At 33.4% G+C, this 20,515-nt stretch carries 14 protein-coding genes; 10 read left to right on the top strand and 4 right to left on the bottom strand.

Annotation, left to right across the window (positions count from 1 at the left end; genetic code table 11):
• Nucleotides 1–63: 63 nt before the first annotated feature.
• Nucleotides 64–426 (bottom strand): dihydroneopterin aldolase, encoded by a 363-nt coding sequence (gene folB / locus A6I66_RS03350; RefSeq protein WP_067145515.1) that lies wholly within the window; start codon nt 424–426, stop codon nt 64–66.
• Nucleotides 427–428: 2 nt separating this feature from the next.
• Nucleotides 429–635 carry a zinc ribbon domain-containing protein gene (locus A6I66_RS03345; RefSeq protein ID WP_067145513.1) on the bottom strand — a complete coding sequence of 69 codons (207 nt, stop codon included), beginning with the start codon at nt 633–635 and terminating at the stop codon, nt 429–431.
• 141 nt (nt 636–776) lie between these two features.
• Between A6I66_RS03345 and A6I66_RS03340 the strand changes: the two genes are divergently transcribed.
• From A6I66_RS03340 to A6I66_RS03330, 3 genes are all read left to right on the top strand, one after another.
• Nucleotides 777–2,771: a glutamine--tRNA ligase/YqeY domain fusion protein gene (locus A6I66_RS03340; protein WP_067145635.1), complete on the top strand. Its 1,995-nt coding sequence runs from the start codon at nt 777–779 to the stop codon at nt 2,769–2,771.
• A 241-nt stretch (nt 2,772–3,012) separates the two neighbouring features.
• Nucleotides 3,013–3,498 (top strand): DUF1761 domain-containing protein, encoded by a 486-nt coding sequence (locus tag A6I66_RS03335; protein WP_067145511.1) that lies wholly within the window; start codon nt 3,013–3,015, stop codon nt 3,496–3,498.
• A gap of 72 nt (nt 3,499–3,570) precedes the next feature.
• Nucleotides 3,571–4,725, top strand: coding sequence for a hypothetical protein (locus A6I66_RS03330; RefSeq protein ID WP_067145509.1), 1,155 nt, complete (start codon nt 3,571–3,573; stop codon nt 4,723–4,725).
• A gap of 331 nt (nt 4,726–5,056) precedes the next feature.
• Here A6I66_RS03330 and A6I66_RS03325 read toward each other — a convergent pair whose 3' ends face one another.
• The gene (locus A6I66_RS03325; protein WP_067145507.1) at nt 5,057–5,989 is read right to left on the bottom strand and encodes an SPFH domain-containing protein; all 933 of its coding nucleotides are present in this window, start codon (nt 5,987–5,989) and stop codon (nt 5,057–5,059) included.
• A 270-nt stretch (nt 5,990–6,259) separates the two neighbouring features.
• Nucleotides 6,260–7,777 carry a glutamate--tRNA ligase gene (gene gltX / locus A6I66_RS03320; RefSeq protein WP_067145506.1) on the bottom strand — a complete coding sequence of 506 codons (1,518 nt, stop codon included), beginning with the start codon at nt 7,775–7,777 and terminating at the stop codon, nt 6,260–6,262.
• Between the two features lie 151 nt (nt 7,778–7,928).
• Here gltX and A6I66_RS03315 point away from each other — a divergent pair, with 151 nt between their 5' ends.
• The 7 genes from A6I66_RS03315 to A6I66_RS03285 all read left to right on the top strand — a co-directional run bounded on the left by A6I66_RS03315 (nt 7,929) and on the right by A6I66_RS03285 (nt 20,513).
• Nucleotides 7,929–11,354, top strand: coding sequence for a DUF4175 family protein (locus tag A6I66_RS03315; protein ID WP_067145504.1), 3,426 nt, complete (start codon nt 7,929–7,931; stop codon nt 11,352–11,354).
• Complete coding sequence (ybeY, locus tag A6I66_RS03310; RefSeq protein ID WP_067145502.1) at nt 11,347–11,757, top strand: rRNA maturation RNase YbeY; 411 nt, start codon at nt 11,347–11,349, stop codon at nt 11,755–11,757. The genes A6I66_RS03315 and ybeY overlap by 8 nt, the downstream gene beginning before the upstream one ends.
• Before the next feature lie 79 nt (nt 11,758–11,836).
• Entirely contained in the window at nt 11,837–13,708 is a 1,872-nt protein-coding gene (gene mnmG / locus A6I66_RS03305; protein WP_067145634.1) for a tRNA uridine-5-carboxymethylaminomethyl(34) synthesis enzyme MnmG, read from the top strand.
• A gap of 1,730 nt (nt 13,709–15,438) precedes the next feature.
• Nucleotides 15,439–16,287: a class I SAM-dependent methyltransferase gene (locus A6I66_RS03300; protein WP_067145500.1), complete on the top strand. Its 849-nt coding sequence runs from the start codon at nt 15,439–15,441 to the stop codon at nt 16,285–16,287.
• 237 nt (nt 16,288–16,524) lie between these two features.
• Nucleotides 16,525–17,034 carry an OmpH family outer membrane protein gene (locus tag A6I66_RS03295; protein ID WP_067145498.1) on the top strand — a complete coding sequence of 170 codons (510 nt, stop codon included), beginning with the start codon at nt 16,525–16,527 and terminating at the stop codon, nt 17,032–17,034.
• Between the two features lie 114 nt (nt 17,035–17,148).
• Nucleotides 17,149–18,027: a LytTR family DNA-binding domain-containing protein gene (locus A6I66_RS03290; RefSeq protein WP_067145495.1), complete on the top strand. Its 879-nt coding sequence runs from the start codon at nt 17,149–17,151 to the stop codon at nt 18,025–18,027.
• 116 nt (nt 18,028–18,143) lie between these two features.
• Entirely contained in the window at nt 18,144–20,513 is a 2,370-nt protein-coding gene (locus A6I66_RS03285; protein WP_067145493.1) for a TonB-dependent receptor, read from the top strand.
• The last annotated feature ends 2 nt before the right edge of the window (nt 20,514–20,515 follow it).

Raw genomic sequence — 20,515 nt, 5'->3', positions numbered from 1 at the left:
ATTTCAGGGTTTCTGAAATCTGCTGCAAATGTATAAAAAAATGTGACTTTTTTTTATATAAAATTACTTTTTACGCTTTTTGCGCATTTTTATAGTCACTTTCTCAACATCACCACCAATGGGAGGGTTTAATTTACTTACCCAAACAGTCGCTTTTTTAACCAAATCATCTTCTTTAAAAATACGATTCAATATGCGTTTTGCAACCGTTTCTAAAAGTTGAGAAGGTTTGTTCATTTCCTCTTTAATAACCCTATTTAAGAATACATAATCTACAGTATCACTTAGTTTATCAGACTTTGCCGATTTTTGTAAATCAGCTTCAACTTTTAAATTCACCGAATAATCACTACCAATTTTAGTTTCTTCTTTTAAACAACCATGGTGGGCAAAAATTCTAATGTTTTCAACGGTTATAATTCCCATATTTATGTAAATAGATCGAATACGTTACTTAACGCACTCGTTTTAGTTTTATAAAATTCTGTATAAGTGCAACGTTTACAGGTTACCGATGTAAATTTTTGATTCTGTACATCAAATATTTTAGATAATGTACCACCCGTTGCGCGCATTTGTCCGATGCTATAGGTTTTGTTTTCGCATTTCGGACAGGTATAATCTAAATTTTTCATAAAAATATTTCTTTTAGTATAACGTCGTTAGATGCTTTAATATACTGAAATAATTTTTATTACGCTTGATTAGATATAATGGACAAAAATAACTTGATTTTCCGTAATTTTGACCCTTATTTAGTTGAAAAAAATCAGAAAATGTCTGAAGAAAGAAAATCTCTCAATTTTATTGAGCAAATTATAGAAGAAGATCTAGCTAACGGGATGTCTAAAGATGACTTACGTTTTAGATTTCCTCCAGAACCAAATGGTTATTTACATATTGGTCATACCAAAGCCATCGGTATTAGTTTTGGTTTAGGTGAAAAATATAAGGCCCCTGTTAATTTAAGATTCGATGATACCAATCCGGCTAAAGAAGAGCAGGAGTATGTGGATGCGATTAAAAAAGATGTCGCTTGGTTGGGGTATACTTGGGATAAGGAGTTGTTTTCTTCCGATTATTTTCAACAACTTTACGATTGGGCCGTACAGTTAATTAAAGAGGATAAAGCTTATGTAGATTCCCAGTCTAGTGAGGCTATGGCCGAGCAAAAAGGGACGCCTACACAACCTGGTGTTGATGGGCCGTTTAGAAATAGAACTGTAGAAGAAAATCTCGACCTTTTTGAACGCATGAAAAATGGTGAATTCGACGAAGGTGAACATATTTTACGTGCTAAAATTGACATGCAGCATCCTAATATGCTTATGCGTGATCCTATCATTTACCGTGTTTTAAAGAAACATCATCACAGAACAGCTAACGATTGGTGTATCTATCCGATGTATGACTGGACGCATGGTGAGAGTGATTATTTAGAGCAAATTTCACATTCTTTATGTTCTTTGGAATTTAAACCACATAGAGAACTTTACGATTGGTTTTTAGACCAAGTTGTAGAAGACGATAAGCTTAGACCAAAACAACGCGAATTTGCACGTTTAAATTTAAGTTATACGATTATGAGTAAGCGAAAGCTGCTTAAATTGGTTGAAGATGGTATTGTTAATGGATGGGACGATCCAAGAATGCCTACCATTTCTGGTTTACGTCGTCGTGGATATACGCCTGCGGCCATTAGAAAATTTGTAGAAACGGTTGGTGTGGCTAAACGTGAAAACGTGATTGACGTATCGCTTTTAGAATTTTGTATTCGTGAAGATTTAAATAAAACAGCTCCACGTGTTATGGCTGTTTTAGATCCTGTAAAACTGGTTATTACTAATTACCCAGAAGATAAAGTAGAGTGGTTAGAGGCTGAAAATAATCAGGAAGATGAAAGTGCCGGATTTAGAAAGGTGCCTTTTTCTCGTGAATTATATATTGAAAAAGAAGATTTTAAAGAAGAAGCTGGTAACAAGTTTTTCCGTTTAAAATTAGGAGGTGAAGTCCGTTTAAAAAATGCTTATATCATTAAGGCGGAATCGGTTGTTAAAGATGACAAAGGTGAAGTAATTGAAATTCATTGTACCTATTCTGAAGATACCACCAAGCGTGTTAAAGGCACATTGCATTGGGTGTCTATTGGGCATGCGATTAAAGCTGAAGTTCGTGAGTACGATCGCTTGTTTAATGATGAAGCTCCAGATAGCCATCAAGACAAAGACTTTATGGAATTTATTAATCCGAATTCTTTAAAAATTATCAATGCTTTTGTAGAACCTAGTTTACAAGAAGCTAAAATTGGCGACCGTTTTCAATTTCAACGTTTAGGTTATTTTAATGTTGATGACGATAGCACTTCAGAAAAGTTAGTCTTTAATAAAACAGTTGGTTTACGCGATTCATGGGCTAAAGCGCAACCAAAACCACAAAATAAACCAGCTCAAAATAATACGCAAAACAGACCAGAACGTAAGGCTATAGATGTGATTCAGCAATTGGGTAAAAAATACACCAATTTACCTGAAGCTAAGCAAGAAAAGGTTAAAGCTGAAATATTAGAATTAGCTGAAAAAGTAAGTTATGAAGAGTTACAGCCTTTGTTTAATACTGCTGCTAAAAAGGTAGGAACGCGTATTGCTGTTGCTTTAACTTTAGGCGTATTATTAAAAAATGGTCAAACTAAAAATGATGATATTAATGCTTTTATAGATAAAGCTACCGAAGATAAAAATGACATATTAGTGGCTGTAGCCAACGCGATTTAGTAGATAAAAATTGGTGTTTTTAATAAACACCAATTTAATAAATAGGCTGCTTAAAAAGTTATAACAAGCGTCATGCTGTGCTCGACACAGTATCACCTCACATTATGAATCAATAATTGTGAGAATCTGAAATAAATTCAGATTGACGTAAAACCAACTTTTTAAGCAGCTTCTTTATTTTATGGACTGATAATCAGGTATTTTAATTATATTTAGAATTCTAACCACTAAACATTAAATAATGGAATCTTATTTTAATCTTCTAGCGATGCTTGTAGCTGCTATTTCGGCACTGGTTATCGGATTTATTTGGTATCACCCTAAAGTATTTGGAAATGCTTGGATGCGTGCTACTGGCCTAACTGAAGCCGATTTGAAAGACGGTAATATGGCTAAGATCTTTATTTTAGCACTCTTTTTTGCCTTTTTATTATCATCTGCACTTCCTGGTATTGTTATTCATCAAGTTGGCGCTTTAAGCTTGGTTGGTGGTGATCCTACTAACGCTTTGCCTTCCTATACCGCATTTCTCTCAGATTATGGAAATGCCTTTAGAACCTTTAAACATGGTGCCTTACATGGTACATTAACAGGAATATTTATTGCCTTACCCATTTTAGGTACTAATGCACTTTTTGAAAGAAAGGGCGCAAAATATATCTTTATAAACAGTGGTTATTGGATTGTCACTTTAGCTATTATGGGTGGCATTATTTGTGCTTGGTAATCCTATTATTTTTGTAAAGTTTTAACTAAAATAAAGACTGAGAATTGTAATTTTCAGTCTTTTTCATTTCTATTGAAAACCTATAAAATTTACGATGCTTCTGAAGTGCTTCCACAATCATGGGATGATTTAGTGGGACATGACATTTTTCTACAAAAAAAGTATTTACAAGCTTTAGAAACGGGTATTCCCACCAACATTCAGTTGTATTATGTTGTTGTTTTTATAGACGATCAATTGGTTGGGATAAGTATCGTTCAGCATGTGAAATTATATCTTAAAGATATGTTTCGGGAAACTGAGGTGTCCTGCGTTAAAGAGTTTTTTCAACGACATATTTCAAAAGTTTTAAAAGGCAATGTGTTAGTTGTTGGAAATCTTACACACACAGGTCAACATGGCATGTTTTACGATAAAAACACCATTTCTTTTAGTGAATACACGAGTTTAGTTTTTAATGCGTTAAAAACGCTTAAAATGCGTATTAAAGAGAGCCATGGTAAAACGGTGCGCTTAGTCATTTTTAAGGATTTTTTTAAAGATGATTTACTATATAACCAATCTCAGGTATATAAAAGCGAAGGCTTACATCAAGTGGCCGTGCAGCCTAATATGATTATGAACCTGCAGCCTAATTGGGTAAATTTTGGAGACTATACATCAGAACTAACTAAGAAATATAGAGACCGTTATAAACGCGCTAAAAAAAAGTTTGGAAAAATTATTAGCAAAGAACTGGATTTAGAGCTTGTTAAAATCCATCATGAGACGCTTCATAAATTATATTTGAACGTCTCCAATAACGCCAAGTTTAATTCTTTTGTATTACCCGGAAACCATTTTTTAAGCTTAAAACAACAACTAGGAACCAATTTTAAAGTATATGGTTACTTTTTAGATGGTACTTTAGTCGGCTTTTACACCCTTATTTTAAACGGTCAGCAATTAGAAACTTACTTTTTGGGTTATGACAAAGCCCATCAATTTACCAATCAGCTTTATTTAAATATGCTTTATGATATGCTGCAGTTTGGTATAGAAAATAACTTTAAAAATGTGGTTTACGCGAGAACAGCTATGGCGATTAAGAGTTCTGTAGGGGCTAAAGCAATACCTATGGAAATGTATATGAAGCACACCAATAAGTTCTGGAATTGGGTTTTAAAGCCGGTTTTTAAACTGATGAATCCCAAGCAAGAGTGGGAGGAAAGACACCCTTTTAAGTAGGGTTGTTTATTTGTTTAAGCGTTTAATGGTGTAGATGTTTTTTGAATAACCGCTGTTGATAGAAAAGTTACACGTCACCCTGAATTTATTTCAGGGTCACATTATAACATAAAGATTTGATATGTAATGAGATGCCGAAACACGTTCGGCATGACGAAAAACAAACAATTGTAACTTGTTTAAACTAAAATTCATAAAGAACAAATTAGTGTCTAATTAAATACAATTAGAATCTTCAATAAAAAAGCCTTACGTCGTTAAAACATAAGGCTTTTTTAGAATTTAGCAATCAGTTGCGTTTTGTTAACTAAACAAATCAATAAAGAACAAATTAATCATTATTCTCTTGAGCTTTCTTTTTATTCTCCTTCATCATTTCTCCAATTTGGTTACTTGCTGTAAAACTTGCTACCATATCGTTTAGCATATTACTTCCAGCCTGTGGTGCATTAGGTAATAAAATGAGGTTACTATTAGTTTCTTCTCCTAAAGATTGCAGTGTATCGTAGTGCTGTGTTACGACAATTAATGCCGAAGCTTCTTGACTGTTTATACCCACTCGATTTAATACTTCAACAGATTCTTCTAAACCACGTGCAATTTCACGACGTTGATCGGCAATACCTTGTCCTTGTAAACGTTTACTTTCGGCTTCTGCTTTTGCTTTTTCAACAATTAAAATACGTTGTGCATCACCTTCATATTGGGCTGCTGTTTTTTCCCTGTCGGCAGCATTAATACGGTTCATGGCTGCTTTTACTTGTGGATCTGGATCAATATCGGTGACTAAGGTTTTAATGATATCAAAACCATAATCAAGCATGGCATCATTTAATTCAGCTTTTACAGCTAATGCAATATCATCTTTTTTAACAAAGACATCGTCTAATTTCATTTTTGGAACTTCAGCACGAACGACATCAAAGACGTATGACGTAATTTGCTCATGCGGATAATCTAGTTTATAAAAGGCATCGTATACTTTTTCTTTTATCACTTTGTATTGTACAGATACTTTAAGTCTTACAAATACATCATCCAAAGTTTTAGTCTCAATGATAACGTCTAATTGTTGAATTTTTAAACTTAAACGCCCAGAAACACGATCAACCAACGGTATTTTTAGTTGTAATCCAGATTGGCGAATGCTTTGAAATTTACCAAAGCGTTCAATAATAGCTGCCGTTTGTTGTTTAACTGTAAATAAGCCTGTAATAATGATAATGAGGCCTAAAAAAATAATGGGAAATAAAATGAAAGACATAATTTTTTAGATTAAAAATTTATAGAAATTAATATACAAACTTTAATCTATATTGAAAGGTTAAAGTTTGATGTATGAAATATAAGTCATTTTTACTATTAGTCTTCTATACACTCATTTTTGTTACAAAATGATTTTTTTAAACGAATTAATTTCAAACACATTATGGATTTAAAAAGCTAAAATTTATGGAGTACTGTAACTGAAAGTAAAAAGGGAAGCATTTCTAATAAAATGCTTCCCTTTTTTATGATGTATATTTTTACTTTATTAAAGTAAGGTTATTACGTTTTCAATACGCTTTATGCTTTCATTTTTGCCAATCATGTACATGATATCAAAAACATCTGGACCTTGTAAAGCGCCAACCAAAGCCAAACGTAAAGGCATCATCACTTTTCCGAAACCAATTTCGTTGCTTGTAATCCATCCTTTTATCGCTGTTTGAATGTTATCAACAGTAAAATCTTCAATACCATTCACGATAGAAATAACTTCAGATAAAATAGCTTTTGTATCTTCTTTAAATGCTTTTTTCGAGGCTTTTTCATCGTATGATGTTGGTGCCGTGAAAAAATAATGGGTTAAATCCCAAAAATCTGATACAAATATGGCACGCTCTTTAACCAAACCAATGGCCATACCGATGTACTGACTATCGATGTCGGCATTTAATTTAGCGTCAACAATAGGTTTAAAAGTTTCCGCTAATACCTCGTCGTGTTGCTCTTGCATGTAATGGTGGTTAAACCATTTTGTTTTATCCGGATCGAAACGAGCTCCTGCTTTGTTCACACGTTTTAAATCGAAATCATTAATAAGCTGATCAAGACTAAAAATCTCTTGTTCTGTTCCAGGATTCCACCCTAAAAAGGCTAGGAAGTTTACCATGGCTTCTGGGAAATAACCATCTTCTTTATAACCTCTAGAAATTTCGTTTGTTTTTGGATCCTTCCATTCTAAAGGAAATACAGGAAAACCTAATTTATCGCCATCACGTTTGCTTAATTTTCCTTTACCAGTAGGTTTTAAAATTAAAGGTAAATGGGCAAATTCTGGAGCTTCCCATTCGAAGGCTTTATATAATTGATAGTGTAGGGCTAAAGAAGGTAACCATTCTTCACCACGAATCACATGGGTAATTTCCATCAAATGGTCGTCTACAATATTCGCTAAATGATAGGTTGGCATCCCATCACTTTTAAACAATACTTTATCATCTAAAATATTGGTGTCGATTTTAATATCACCACGGATAATATCTTTAAGATGTAAAGTTTCATCTTGTGGCGATTTAAAACGAATCACGTAATCTTCACCAGCATCAATTTTAGCCTGTGTTTCTTCCGCGCTAAGCGATAAAGAATTACTCAATTTTAAGCGGTTGTGCCAATTATAAATAAAAGTTTTTCCTTTAGCTTCATGATCTTTTCTGTGGAAATCTAAATTTTCAGCTGTATCAAAAGCATAATAGGCATTACCCGAAGCAATTAACTCATCGGCGTATTGTTTATATAAATCTTTACGCTCACTTTGTCGGTAAGGACCAAAGGCGCCTTCTTTACCAACACCTTCATCAATAGGCATTCCGCACCATTTTAGGGCATCAATAATGTATTGTTCAGCACCTTCAACATAGCGATTTTGATCGGTATCTTCAATACGTAGAATAAAATCGCCACCATGTTTCTTGGCAAATAAATAGTTGAATAAGGCGGTTCTTACGCCTCCAATATGTAAAGGTCCTGTCGGGCTAGGTGCAAAACGCACACGAACTTTTTTGGTCATGATATAATGTTTCTGTTGAAAATAGCCTCTTAAACAAGGTGTCAAGAAGCGCTGCAAAGATACAATTAACAGCTAATTTAGAACCTCGTAAAAAATAAAATTGTAGTTTAGTAAGTTAAAAGATTATCAACGAATAGGTTTAGAGGCGTGCATGAATCATTTTAAAATCATACAAGAAAAGTTAGAGGTATTTATCAGGCGATTTTATATTAATGAATTGCTTAGAGGTGCCCTATTATTTTTTACAATAGGCTTGCTGTATTTTCTTCTAACTCTTTTTATAGAATCTGTTTTATGGTTAAACCCTACATCTAGAACGGTACTGTTTTGGTTGTTCGTTATTGTGGAATTAGGCTTACTTATTAAATTTTTAGTCCTCCCATTAGCCAAACTATTTAAACTTCAAAAGGGTATTGATTACGAATTTGCTTCAAAAATTATTGGTAAACATTTTCCCGAAGTCAACGATAAATTGCTTAACGTTTTACAATTACATCAGAATAAAGAGCAATCGGAATTACTCTTGGCGAGTATTGAGCAAAAATCATTAGAGCTCCAACCAGTGCCTTTTAAATTAGCTGTTAATTTTAAATCGACGACAAAGTATTTAAAGTACGCAGCCATTCCTGTGCTTATTGTTTTATTGGTGTTTTTGTCTGGTCATATTAATGGATTTAGCGCGAGTTATAAACGGGTGGTCGATTATAAAACGGCTTACGAACCGCCTGCACCTTTCAAATTTTTTGTAATCAATAATGATTTAAACGCAGTAGAGAATAAGGATTTTACTTTGCGTGTAGAAACTGTTGGTGAAGTGGTTCCTGAATCTGTTCAAATTCTCTATAATGACGAGGTTTACTTTTTAGAAGAAAAGGGGGTAGGTACTTTTGAATATGTGTTTTCTCAACCTAAAGAAGCCATAGATTTCCGTTTGTCGGCAAACGATGTGTATTCTAAAAACTATCAAATAAATGTTATTCCTACGCCTTCTTTAGTGAGTTTTAATATGATTTTGGATTATCCAAATTATACTAAAAAAGTTAATGAAACTTTGAAAAGTACTGGTAATGCTTTGGTTCCTGAAGGCACGAAAATTACTTGGCAAGTTCAAACCAAGTCTACCAACGAAGTACAGTTTGTATCTAAAGACACCAGTCTTTTTATTTCTGATGGTGCTAATGCCTTTAAATATTCTAAGCAGGCGTTTAATCATTTTAATTACGGATTAAGTACCAGTAATACGAAACTTAAAAATTACGAAAATTTAGATTTTTCGATTGCTGTTGTTAAAGATGAGCATCCTGAAATGAACATCAAGGTTGAAAAGGATACGGTAGATTTACAATCGCTTTATTTTTATGGTCAGGTGAGTGACGATTATGGCTTTTCTAAATTACAAATGGTTTATTACCCTTCTAATGATGAATCAGCCAAACAGTTTGTTGCCTTGCCATTTTCTAATTCCAATGTTTCAGAATTTGTTACTGCTTTCCCTAATAATTTATATATTGAAGCAGGGATATCTTATGATTTATATTTTCAAGTTACTGATAATGATCTAGTTAACGGTTTAAAGTCGGTTAAAAGTCAGGTTTTTAACTATAGAAAGCGTACGAATGAAGAAGCTATTGAGAAAAACCTAAATGAACAGCAAGATGCGATTCAGGATTTGAATAAATCTCTAAATAAATTTGATACGCAACAAAAGTCCTTGGAGCAATTAACCAAAACGCAACGCGAAAAAAAGGTTTTAAATTTTAATGATAAAAAGAAGTTAGAATCTTTTCTGAAATATCAAAAGCAGCAGGATGCTATGATGAAACAGTTCAACAAAAAGCTTAATGATAATTTAGAAGAGTTTCAAAAAGAAAATGAGGATAAGGACGAATTTAAAGAAGATTTGAAAAAGCGTTTAAAGGACAACGAAGAACAGTTAAAAAAGGATGAAAAATTGCTGGAAGCGCTAGAACGTCTTCAAGAAAAAATTAATAAAGAAGAACTGATTAATAAACTTGAGGAGCTCTCAAAACAAAATAAAAACAAGAAACGTAGCTTGGAGCAGATGTTAGAATTAACCAAGCGTTTTTATGTTGAAAAGAAATTGGAGAAACTTCAGGAGGATTTGTTAAAACTTGCTGCGGAACAAGAAGCACTTTCCAACAAACCTAAATCTGAAAATCAATCTGAAAAACAAGATGCTTTAAATAAAAGTTTTGAAGCCTATAAAAAGGAGGTTGAAAAATTAGAAGAGGAAAGTAAATCTTTAAAAAAGCCTATTGAAATTCCGCGTGATAAACTTCACGAAAATGAAGTGCAGTCCGAACAAAAAAATGCGCTTGATGAACTTCAAAAATTAGAAGAAGATAAAGAAGGTAAACCTGAGGAACAAAATGAAAATTTAAAAAATGCTCAAAAGAGTCAGAAGAAAGCTGCTGAAAAAATGAAGCAGATGAGTGCTCAGATGAAATCTGCTATGCAAATGGGTGGTGCCGAATCGATGCAGGAAGACACCGAAATGTTGCGTCAGGTACTTGACAATTTAGTGCTGTTCTCTTTCGAACAAGAAGAACTTATGGACCGGTTTAGAAATATCCAAGGTGATCATAATAAGTTTGCCAACTACCTTAAAAAGCAAAATGATTTAAGGGTTTATTTCGAGCATGTAGATGATAGTCTTTTTGCTTTGTCTTTACGTCAGCCAAAATTATCGGAACAAGTTAATAAAGAAATCTCCGAGGTATATTACAACATTGATAAAGCGCTTGAGTTATTTGCAGAGAATCATGTGTTTCAAGGCATCTCTAATCAGCAATTCACCATTACAGCTACTAATAATCTTTCCGATTTTTTAAGTGATGTTTTAGACAACATGGAGGAGAGTTTGAGTATGTCTGCTGGAAAAGGTGGAGAAGGAGAGATGCAGCTTCCTGATATTATTATGGGGCAGGAGGAATTAAACAAGATGATGGAGGAAGGCATGTCTGAAGGTGAAAAGGGAAAGCCTAAAGAAGGAAAAGGGCAGCAGGAAGGTGAAGGCCAAGAAGGTTCTAAGGAAGGCGATAAAAATGGCGAAAAAGGTAAATCAGGTAAACCTGGTCAAGATGGTGAATCATCAGGACAAGAAGGCGACGGTAAATCGGGTTCTGGAAATGGTGATGGCGATTCGCAAGAAGCTTTATTATTTGAAATTTACAAACAGCAGCAAGCACTTCGTGAAGCTTTAGAAGAGAAACTAGCTAAGGAAGGTAAATCTGGAACAGGAGGTGCTTTGACGCGTCAAATGGAGCGTATTGAAATGGATTTGTTGAATGAAGGATTTACCAAACGAACCCTTCAGCGTATGATGAATTTGAAACATCAGTTAATGCGTTTAGAAAACGCGACTCTAGAACAAGGTGAAGAAGATAAACGGGAATCACAAACGCCTAATAATGATTTCAAAGGCACTTCTAGTGATCAAATTCCGAAGGCAAAACAATATTTTAAAACTACCGAAATATTAAACCGACAAGCTTTACCTTTGCAGCAAAATTACAAGGAACGTGTAAAGGAATATTTTAAGGAAGATCATGATTAACTTTAATTACGAAACGGAATTTGAACTCGCTTCTGAAGCGGGTATTTCTAAATGGATTGCTGACTCTATTAAGCATGAAGAATATAAGCTTGAAGAGATCAATTATATTTTTTGTGATGATGATTATTTATATAATTTGAATGTCGAGTTTCTTAAACATGATACCTTAACCGATATTATCAGCTTCGATTATTCTATAGGAAAATTAATTCAAGGAGATATTTATATTTCTGTTGATCGCGTTCGTGATAATGCTTTAGAATATGATGTTGACTTCGATGAAGAAATGTGTCGGGTCATCATTCATGGTGTTTTACATTACTGTGGTTATAAAGACAAAACAGATGATGAAGCTAAACAGATGCGTAGCAAGGAAAATTTCTATCTATCTCGACTTAAGTAGATTTCCTTATTTCAGTGTATATTTGCAAACTAAAAATTTTTAGTGTTCCACGTGGAACACTGTATTGAAACCAGATATTATGTTTAACGAAGTTTATGATGTTATCGTTGTTGGTGCTGGGCATGCAGGAAGTGAAGCTGCGGCCGCTGCGGCTAATATGGGAAGTAAAACCTTATTAGTTACCATGAACCTTCAAAACATCGCTCAGATGTCTTGTAATCCAGCGATGGGAGGTATTGCTAAAGGACAAATTGTTCGTGAGATTGATGCTTTAGGTGGTTACAGTGGTATTGTGTCTGATACATCGGCTATACAATTTAAAATGCTTAATAAATCTAAAGGACCTGCTATGTGGAGTCCGAGGGTTCAAAGTGACCGTATGCGATTTGCTGAAGATTGGCGTATGCTTTTAGAGGGTACTCCTAATTTAGATTTTTATCAGGAAATGGTTGCTGGTTTGTTAATTGAAAACGGACGTGTAGCCGGAGTAAAAACTTCGCTTGGTATTTCTATTAAAGCAAAATCTGTTGTGCTTACCAATGGAACTTTTTTAAATGGTTTAATCCATATTGGAGATAAAAATTTTGGTGGTGGTAGAGCAGGGGAAAAAGCTGCTACAGGTATTACCGAACAATTAGTAGATTTAGGTTTCGAATCTGGTAGAATGAAAACAGGTACGCCTCCAAGAGTTGATGGTCGTAGCTTAGATTATTCTAAAATGACCGAGCAGCCAGGAGATGATAATCCAGAAAAATTTTCATTTCTAGATATTACAAAACCGCTTGTTGAACAACGTTCTTGTTATATGACTTATACTAGCGAACAAGTTCATGATTTGTTGCGTGAGGGGTTTGATCGTTCGCCTATGTTCAACGGACGTATTAAAAGTTTAGGTCCGCGTTATTGTCCGTCTATAGAAGATAAAATAAATCGTTTTGCGGATAAAGACCGCCATCAATTATTTATCGAACCTGAAGGCTGGCATACCTGTGAAGTTTATGTGAATGGTTTTTCTACATCGCTTCCAGAAGATGTTCAATTTAAAGCGTTACGTTCTGTAGTAGGTTTTGAGAATGTGAAATTCTTCAGACCTGGATACGCTATTGAATATGATTATTTCCCACCTACACAATTGAAGCATACTTTAGAAACTAAGTTGGTTGAAGGGTTGTATTTCGCAGGGCAAATTAACGGAACAACAGGTTATGAAGAAGCCGCTTCTCAAGGTTTGATGGCTGGTATTAATGCGAGTTTAAAAGTTCAAGAACGAGATGCGTTTACCTTAAAAAGAGATGAGGCTTATATAGGAGTTTTAATAGATGATTTAATTACTAAGGGTACGGAAGAGCCTTATCGTATGTTTACGTCAAGAGCCGAATATCGTACTTTGTTGCGTCAAGATAATGCTGATTTACGATTAACACCAAAAGGTTTTGAGCTTGGTTTGGCTTCTGAAAAGCGTTTAAAACGTATGGAAGAAAAGCATGAAGCTGCCGAAAAGTTTGTTGACTTCTTTGAGAAAACAAGCGTTAAACCGGAGGTGATTAATCCTATTTTAGAGCGTAAATCTTCATCGCCTGTAAATCAATCAGGGAAGTTGTTTAAGGTTTTTGCACGTCCAAATATTGAAATGGATGATCTTAGAAAAGTGGATAGTGTAGAGGCTTATATTCAAGAAAACAACTTAGATCGTGAGATTATTGAGCAGGCAGAAATACAAGTAAAATATGCTGGGTATATTGCAAAGGAAAAGAATAACGCCGATAAATTAAGCCGTTTAGAGTACGTTAAAATACCAACTAATTTTGATTATTCTCAAATTAAATCTATGAGTTTTGAAGCTCGTGAAAAGCTTAAAAAAATACAACCTACTACCGTTTCTCAAGCTTCAAGAATTAGTGGTGTTTCTCCAAATGACATCTCTGTATTGCTTGTTTACATGGGTAGATAATGACGAAAAAAGCATTTTTTTTAAAACGTTCCACGTGGAACATGTGTTTTTTTAGAGTGTTTTTAAGATGATTTTGGGTCATTCTAAGCTTGTCGAAGCATCTGTTATAGTCAAATTTTGATAAAGAAATAGGTCTTTCATAAGCTTAAAATGACTCTTATTTATTTAAAATTGTCTTCAATTTTAATAAAAACTTCATTTCAAGTACTTGCGTTTTTATCCCTTTGAGAAGATTTTGGGTGTGTTTTAAACTAGTTTTTAGCCTAAATTCCGAGTCTAAGAATAATTAATATTCTACATTTTTACAATAAACTCCTCTTGTTTTAATCTTAATATTTATGTCACACTGAGTTTGTCAAAGTGTTTTTTAGTTAAATTTTGAAACAGAAATTGGTCTTCAACATGCTTAAATTGATGTCATATTTAGTTAAAATCGTATCAATTTGAATTAAACGCTATTAAAAATATCTGCGTTATTATCCCCTTAAGGGGATTACAGGGGTGTTTTAAAAGTGGTTTTTACCCTGAATTCCGAGTCTAAGAACAATTAATATTCTACATTTTTACTATAAATCCTTCTTGCTTTAACCTTAATTTTTATGTCACACTGAGCGTGTCGAAGTGTTTTTTGTTTAAATTTTGAAATAGAAATTGGTCTTCAACAGGCTTAAATTGACGTCGTATTTATGAGAAATCATCTCCAATTTTAGTTAAATCTCCATAATAAATACTTGCGTTATTATCTCTTTGAGATGATTACAGGGGTGTTTTTAAACTAGGTTTTAGCCTAGATTCCGAGGTCAAAAACAATCTATATACTTTTATTTTACGATAAATCCTCTTGTTTTAACCTTAATATTTATGTCACACTGAGTTTATCGAAGTGTCTTTTGTTTAAATTTTGATGCATAAAAGTGTCTTCGACAAGCTCAGACTGACACCAGATTTAGTTAAGAACGGATCAGTTTTTATTAAAAACGTATTTAAAAATCACTCCAGAATTATCCGATAGAGGAGCGTGAAGGAGTGTTTTAAATAGAATTTTTGTCTTAATTCAGAATGAAAACACAATCAAAAATGGTTTTTTATCAATAAATATCTCTTGGTTTAACCCTAATTTTTATGTCACACTGAGCTTGTCGAAGTGTTGTTTTATCTAAATTTTGTTACAAAACTTGGTCTTCGACAAGCTCAGACTGACACCGTATTTAGTTAAAAGCGTATCATTTTTTTTATTAAACGTCATTAAAAATATTTGCGTTATTATCCCCTTGAGGACTACCGAAATAGAAACATCGTTTTTATTGAAGGTACCTGGCGTAGCAAATAGGGGTGTTTTTAAAATAGTTTTTAGCTTAATTTCCGAGTTCAAAAACAATTAATATTCTTTCATTTTATCATAAATTCCTCTTGGAATAACACTTGTTTTCATGTCACACTGAGCGTGTAGAAGTGTTTTTTTGAATCAAATTTTGATATATAAATTGGTTTGAGCTAAGGGCATCTAGACACCGTATTAAGTAAAAACGGTACATTTTTCAGCTTAATTAATTTAAAAATACAATGTAGTGCCATTATTAAATGGGCTGAACTTATCCATATTGAATACTATTTCAAATCGTAGTTCTGTTTTTTTCGAACTTTTCTTTTAAACTGTTCTGTTTAAATATTACATTTAGTCCGTTTATTAGCTAAATAAAACTGTTATTTACACTTAATTATTTTAAACTGTGACAGACGAAAACGACTTAAAAGTTATAGATCATTCCGTTTCGGGAGAAGAATTTACACTGATTAAAAATTCAGAATTTGGATTTTTAGAAACCACTCCTAAGCCAGATATCGATAAATTACCTCATTATTATGAGAGTAAAGATTATATTTCTCATACCGATTCTAGAAGGAATTTAGTGGAGATTATATATCATATTGTACGAGGGGTATCCCTTAAAAAGAAGGTTCAGCTTATTGATGAGCATGCTACAGATGGTAAAATTTTGCTAGATATTGGCTGCGGAACAGGTGATTTTTTAAAGGTAGCTAAAGAAAATGGATGGTATGGTTATGGTATCGAACCCAATGCTCATGCTCGTGAGATTGCAAATAAGAAAACAAATCAAGGTGTTTTTGATACCGATGAGCTTCTTAAATTTAAAGAACATCGTTTTGATGTTATCACCCTTTGGCACGTTTTAGAGCATTTACCAGATTTAGAAGATCAAATCGAAATTTATAAAAAACTCCTAAAACCAAGTGGAACTTTAATTATTGCAGTCCCTAACCATAAGAGTTACGATGCGGCTTATTATCAAGAATTTTGGGCAGCTTATGATGTGCCAAGACACCTTTGGCATTTTTGTCAAGATTCTATGGCGGCATTATTATCAAAACATTTTTTAAAAGTTGCTGATGTGATTCCTATGAAGTACGATGCTTATTATGTGAGTCTGCTTTCAGAAAAATATAAAAAAGCAAGCTTCAAATTAATTCGAGCTTTTATCACTGGTTTTAAATCAAATTCGAAAGCAAAACGTTCAAAAGAGGCTTCTTCTTTGATTTTTGTGGTTAAAAATGAGTAAAAACTTATTTATTATTTATTTAAGAGGTTTAAAACACTCTAATCAGCCAATCACAAAGGCGTTTTTTAAAAGTGGCTTAAAAGGCTTTATTTGAAGTTGTTTTTGATAGTAATTTGTTATTATGGTTTTAATATCTATAATTTTTATTTATATGTTAAAATCATTTCAAATCATGATTTGATTCTACTTTACTTTCCTACATTTGTTTACATATAAAAATCAAATAATAATAAAAGAATGAAAAACATATTTTACCTCGTTTTAGTTGCTCTGGTTATAACATCTTGTAACCAACAAAAAATCGGTTACATTGATAATGGAATCGTTATAAACGATTTTCAAGAAAAGATCGATATCGAAACTAAGTTTCAAATTAAAGACGAGGCTTTTAAAAAACGTGCCGATAGTATCGGTCAAGCATTTCAAGCCGAAGTAAAAGAAGCACAAACTGTCGCTAGAAAAACACCTCAAAAAGCTCAAGAAATTATGGGTGGTTTACAACAAAAGCAACAAAGACTACAACAACAAATGCAAATTGAACAGCAAGCGCTTACTCAAGAGTTTCAAACACAAATTGATACTGTAATTGTGAAGGTTAAAGACTTCGTTAAAGATTACGGTAAGAAAAATGGTTATACTTTTATTTTAGGGACTAGTGATGCTGCAGCTTCAGTACTTTATGGTGCAGAAGAAAACGATTTAACGCAAACAGTATTAGATGCTTTAAATGCTGAATACAAAAAATAATAATTATTTTATAACATGATTTATAAAGCCAAATGTTTTCATTTGGCTTTTTTTGTACAATAGATTTATCTAACTTTAGTTTTATAGGTGTGATATACCATAAGTTAATCAAAAATGTTTCAAATTTATCAAGAGCATTCGGCTATTTATTTGGATTCCAAAGCCTTTAAATGGCTTTACCTATGGTGTACAATTGGTTTTACCGTCCTTTTCCTTGTGGTGTTTCAGCCCTTCGGTATATCGGAAGAACTGCATTATAATGCGAAGTCATATTTTGATTTTTTAGGGCTGCTTTTTGGAGTTTCAATTGCTGTATTTTTTGGATTATACCTGTCGCAATTTATCTTAAGACCACTTTTTAAAATGCACAATAAGCCATTAAAAACCTATTTACTTTGGTTTGTAACAGAACCTGTTATTTTGGTAGCGGTTTATTTTGTAGTGAGTCTTTTTATACCCGATTTAGGCGGCGCTTCACAAAGTGAGGAATGGACTTTTCAATTTCAGTTAAAAAACATTTTACAAACGTTAGCTATTCTAATTTTTCCGTTTATAATAACTTTATTAGTAACGATTTATAAATACCAAAATTTAAAACTTCATAAACTAGAGTCTGCGGTTCATGAACCTTCTGTTGATCAAGAAAAACTCTCAGAAATCATTCATATAAAAAATGAAAACGATCAGGTGGAATTAACGGTTGATATTCGAGATGTTGTGTTTTTAAAATCTGATAATCAATATGTTGAAGTTAATTATCTTAAAGATGAACAGTTGGAAACGCAATTAGTTCGTACCCGATTAAAATCCATTCTTGATGCCTATCCAAGCAAAGGTTTATTACGTACCCACCGGTCGTATATTGTCAACCAACATTTTGCAGAAAGATTAGAAAGAAGAGGTTCCAAACAATTTTTGACCTTACAGTTAAATCAATTGCGTGTACCTGTTTCTAACTCTTATTTGTCAGATATTAAAGCTGCTATTCTTTAGCATTTAAATAAATTCACTCCGTATTTCATTCGATTCACTCCAAAGTGCCTTATTTTAGTGTGTTTCTTATAAATATTTGCTTCTTTTACAACTCCATTTAAAACGAACCTATTTTTATGAAATTTAAATTAAGTGCCTGTTTTATATTATTTAGCCTCTTGGTCTTTTCTCAAGAAAACTTTACGATTAGTGGTACGGTGAAGGATTTTTCTAATGGCGAACTCGTGTTTGGGGCTTCGGTATTTTTAGAAAATACTTCTAACGGGAGTATTACAAATGCCTATGGTTTTTACTCTATTACAGCCCCTGAAGGGACCTATAACATTGTGGTGTCCTATTTAGGATATGTTACTGAAAAGCAAGAGGTGATTTTGGATAAAAACCAAAGTATAGCTTTTGAGCTTAAAGAAGATACCACATCTTTAGATGAAGTGGTAATTACAGCGGAAGAGTCTGAAAAAGCCAATATTAGAGACCCACAAATGAGTGTAGCCGTTATAAAAAGTACGACTATTAAACAAATTCCTGCGGTTTTGGGTGAAGTCGATTTGGTGAAATCCATTCAACTATTACCTGGTGTTACTAACAACGGTGAAGGTTCTAACGGGTTTAATGTTAGAGGTGGTGCGGTCGATCAAAATCTAGTGCTTCTTGATGAAGCCATTATTTTCAATGAATCCCACTTATTTGGTTTCTTCTCGGTTTTTAATGCCGATGTCGTTAAGGATATCAAATTATACAAAGGAAATATTCCTTCAAATTTTGGTGGTAGAGTGTCGTCTGTGCTCGATATCAGACAAAAAGATGGGAATAGTAAGGATTTTGAATTAAATGGAGGTATTGGTTTAATTTCGAGTAGATTGGCTGCCGAAGGGCCCATGTTTAATAACAAAGGGTCTTTTATTGTAGCTGGGCGCTCCTCTTATGCCCACTTATTTTTAAAATTAGCCAATGAAGATAATTCAGCTTATTTCTACGATTTTAATGCTAAAGCGAACTATGAGATTAATCAAAATAACCGCCTGTATTTATCGGGTTATTTTGGTAGAGATGTTTTAAATTTCGATGATTCTTTCACAAACTTATATGGAAATAGCACGTTTAACTTGCGTTGGAATCATATTTTTAATGATAAGCTTTTTTCTAATTTATCCTTCATTTATGGGAATTATAATTACCAATTGAAACTTGGGTTTATTGGATTGGACTGGACTTCTAGCATTAAAAACTTTAACGCGAAATACGATTTAAAATATTACCTCAATAATAAAACAACTATTGATTTCGGATTAAGTACCATTCATTATAATTTCAATCCTGGAGATGTGATACCTCTAGATGATGATTCCGCAATTAATGAAAATATTTTAGATAAAAAACGTGCCTTAGAATCTGGACTTTACGGACAAATAGAGCATAAGCTTACAGACAAATTGAATGTACAAGTTGGTCTACGATTGAGTATGTTTAATCGCTTAGGCGGGCAGCCCATTTCAACGTACTTAAATGATCAGCCTGTGATTTATAATGATGAATTGGGTATTTATGAAGAAGGGGAACGCATTGGAGAAATAGATTATGATAAAAATGAAAGCATTGCCGATTTTTATAATTTCGAACCCCGTTTAGGTTTAGCTTATCAGCTAAATGAAACCTCGTCGGTGAAATTAGGATTCTCAAGAATAGCTCAATATTTACATTTATTATCTAATACTGCCAATGCCACACCTTTAGATGTTTGGACACCAAGTGGTTCTTTTATCGATCCGCAAATGGCTAATCAATATTCTGCAGGGTATTTTAAAGACTTGCAAGGTGGTCGATTTTCCATAGAAACCGAAGTGTATTATAAAACGGTTGACAACCGAATCGATTATATCGATGGATCCAATTTAATTGCGAATAATAATATTGAAACTCAAATTTTACAAGGACAATCTCGAGCTTATGGTTTGGAGTTTTTATTCCGAAAAAATAAAGGAAAATTTACGGGCTGGTTAGCGTATACCTTATCGAAGTCTGAACAACAAACCCCTGGTGGTTCTGCTGGCGGACCAGGGATAAATAAAGGTGATTGGTACAATACTCCATTTGATAGAACACATGATATCTCGCTTACAGGAAGTTACTTATTGACCAAGAAATGGAGTTTAAGTGGTAATTTTATCTTTCAAACAGGGCGTCCCGTAACCTATCCGGTAGGGCAATATGAGTATGAAGGTTTGTCTATAGCAAATTACGATAGTAGAAATGCTAATCGTTTACCAGCCTATAACCGTTTGGATTTAGCGGCGACGTTTAAACCAAACCGTAAACCGGAAGGAAAATGGAAAGGGGAGTGGGTGTTTAGTCTTTATAACGTTTATAATCGAAAAAATGCAGCCTCTATTTCATTCGGTCAAAATCTTGAAACTGGCGTTAATGAAGCTACAAGAACAGCCATTTTTGGTATCGTACCATCGGTAACCTACAACTTTAAATTTTAAAA

This window comes from Pseudotamlana agarivorans (assembly GCF_001642835.1).
Classification (GTDB): Bacteria; Bacteroidota; Bacteroidia; order Flavobacteriales; family Flavobacteriaceae; genus Pseudotamlana; species Pseudotamlana agarivorans.
This window is presented reverse-complemented; position numbering and strand designations above follow the sequence as displayed.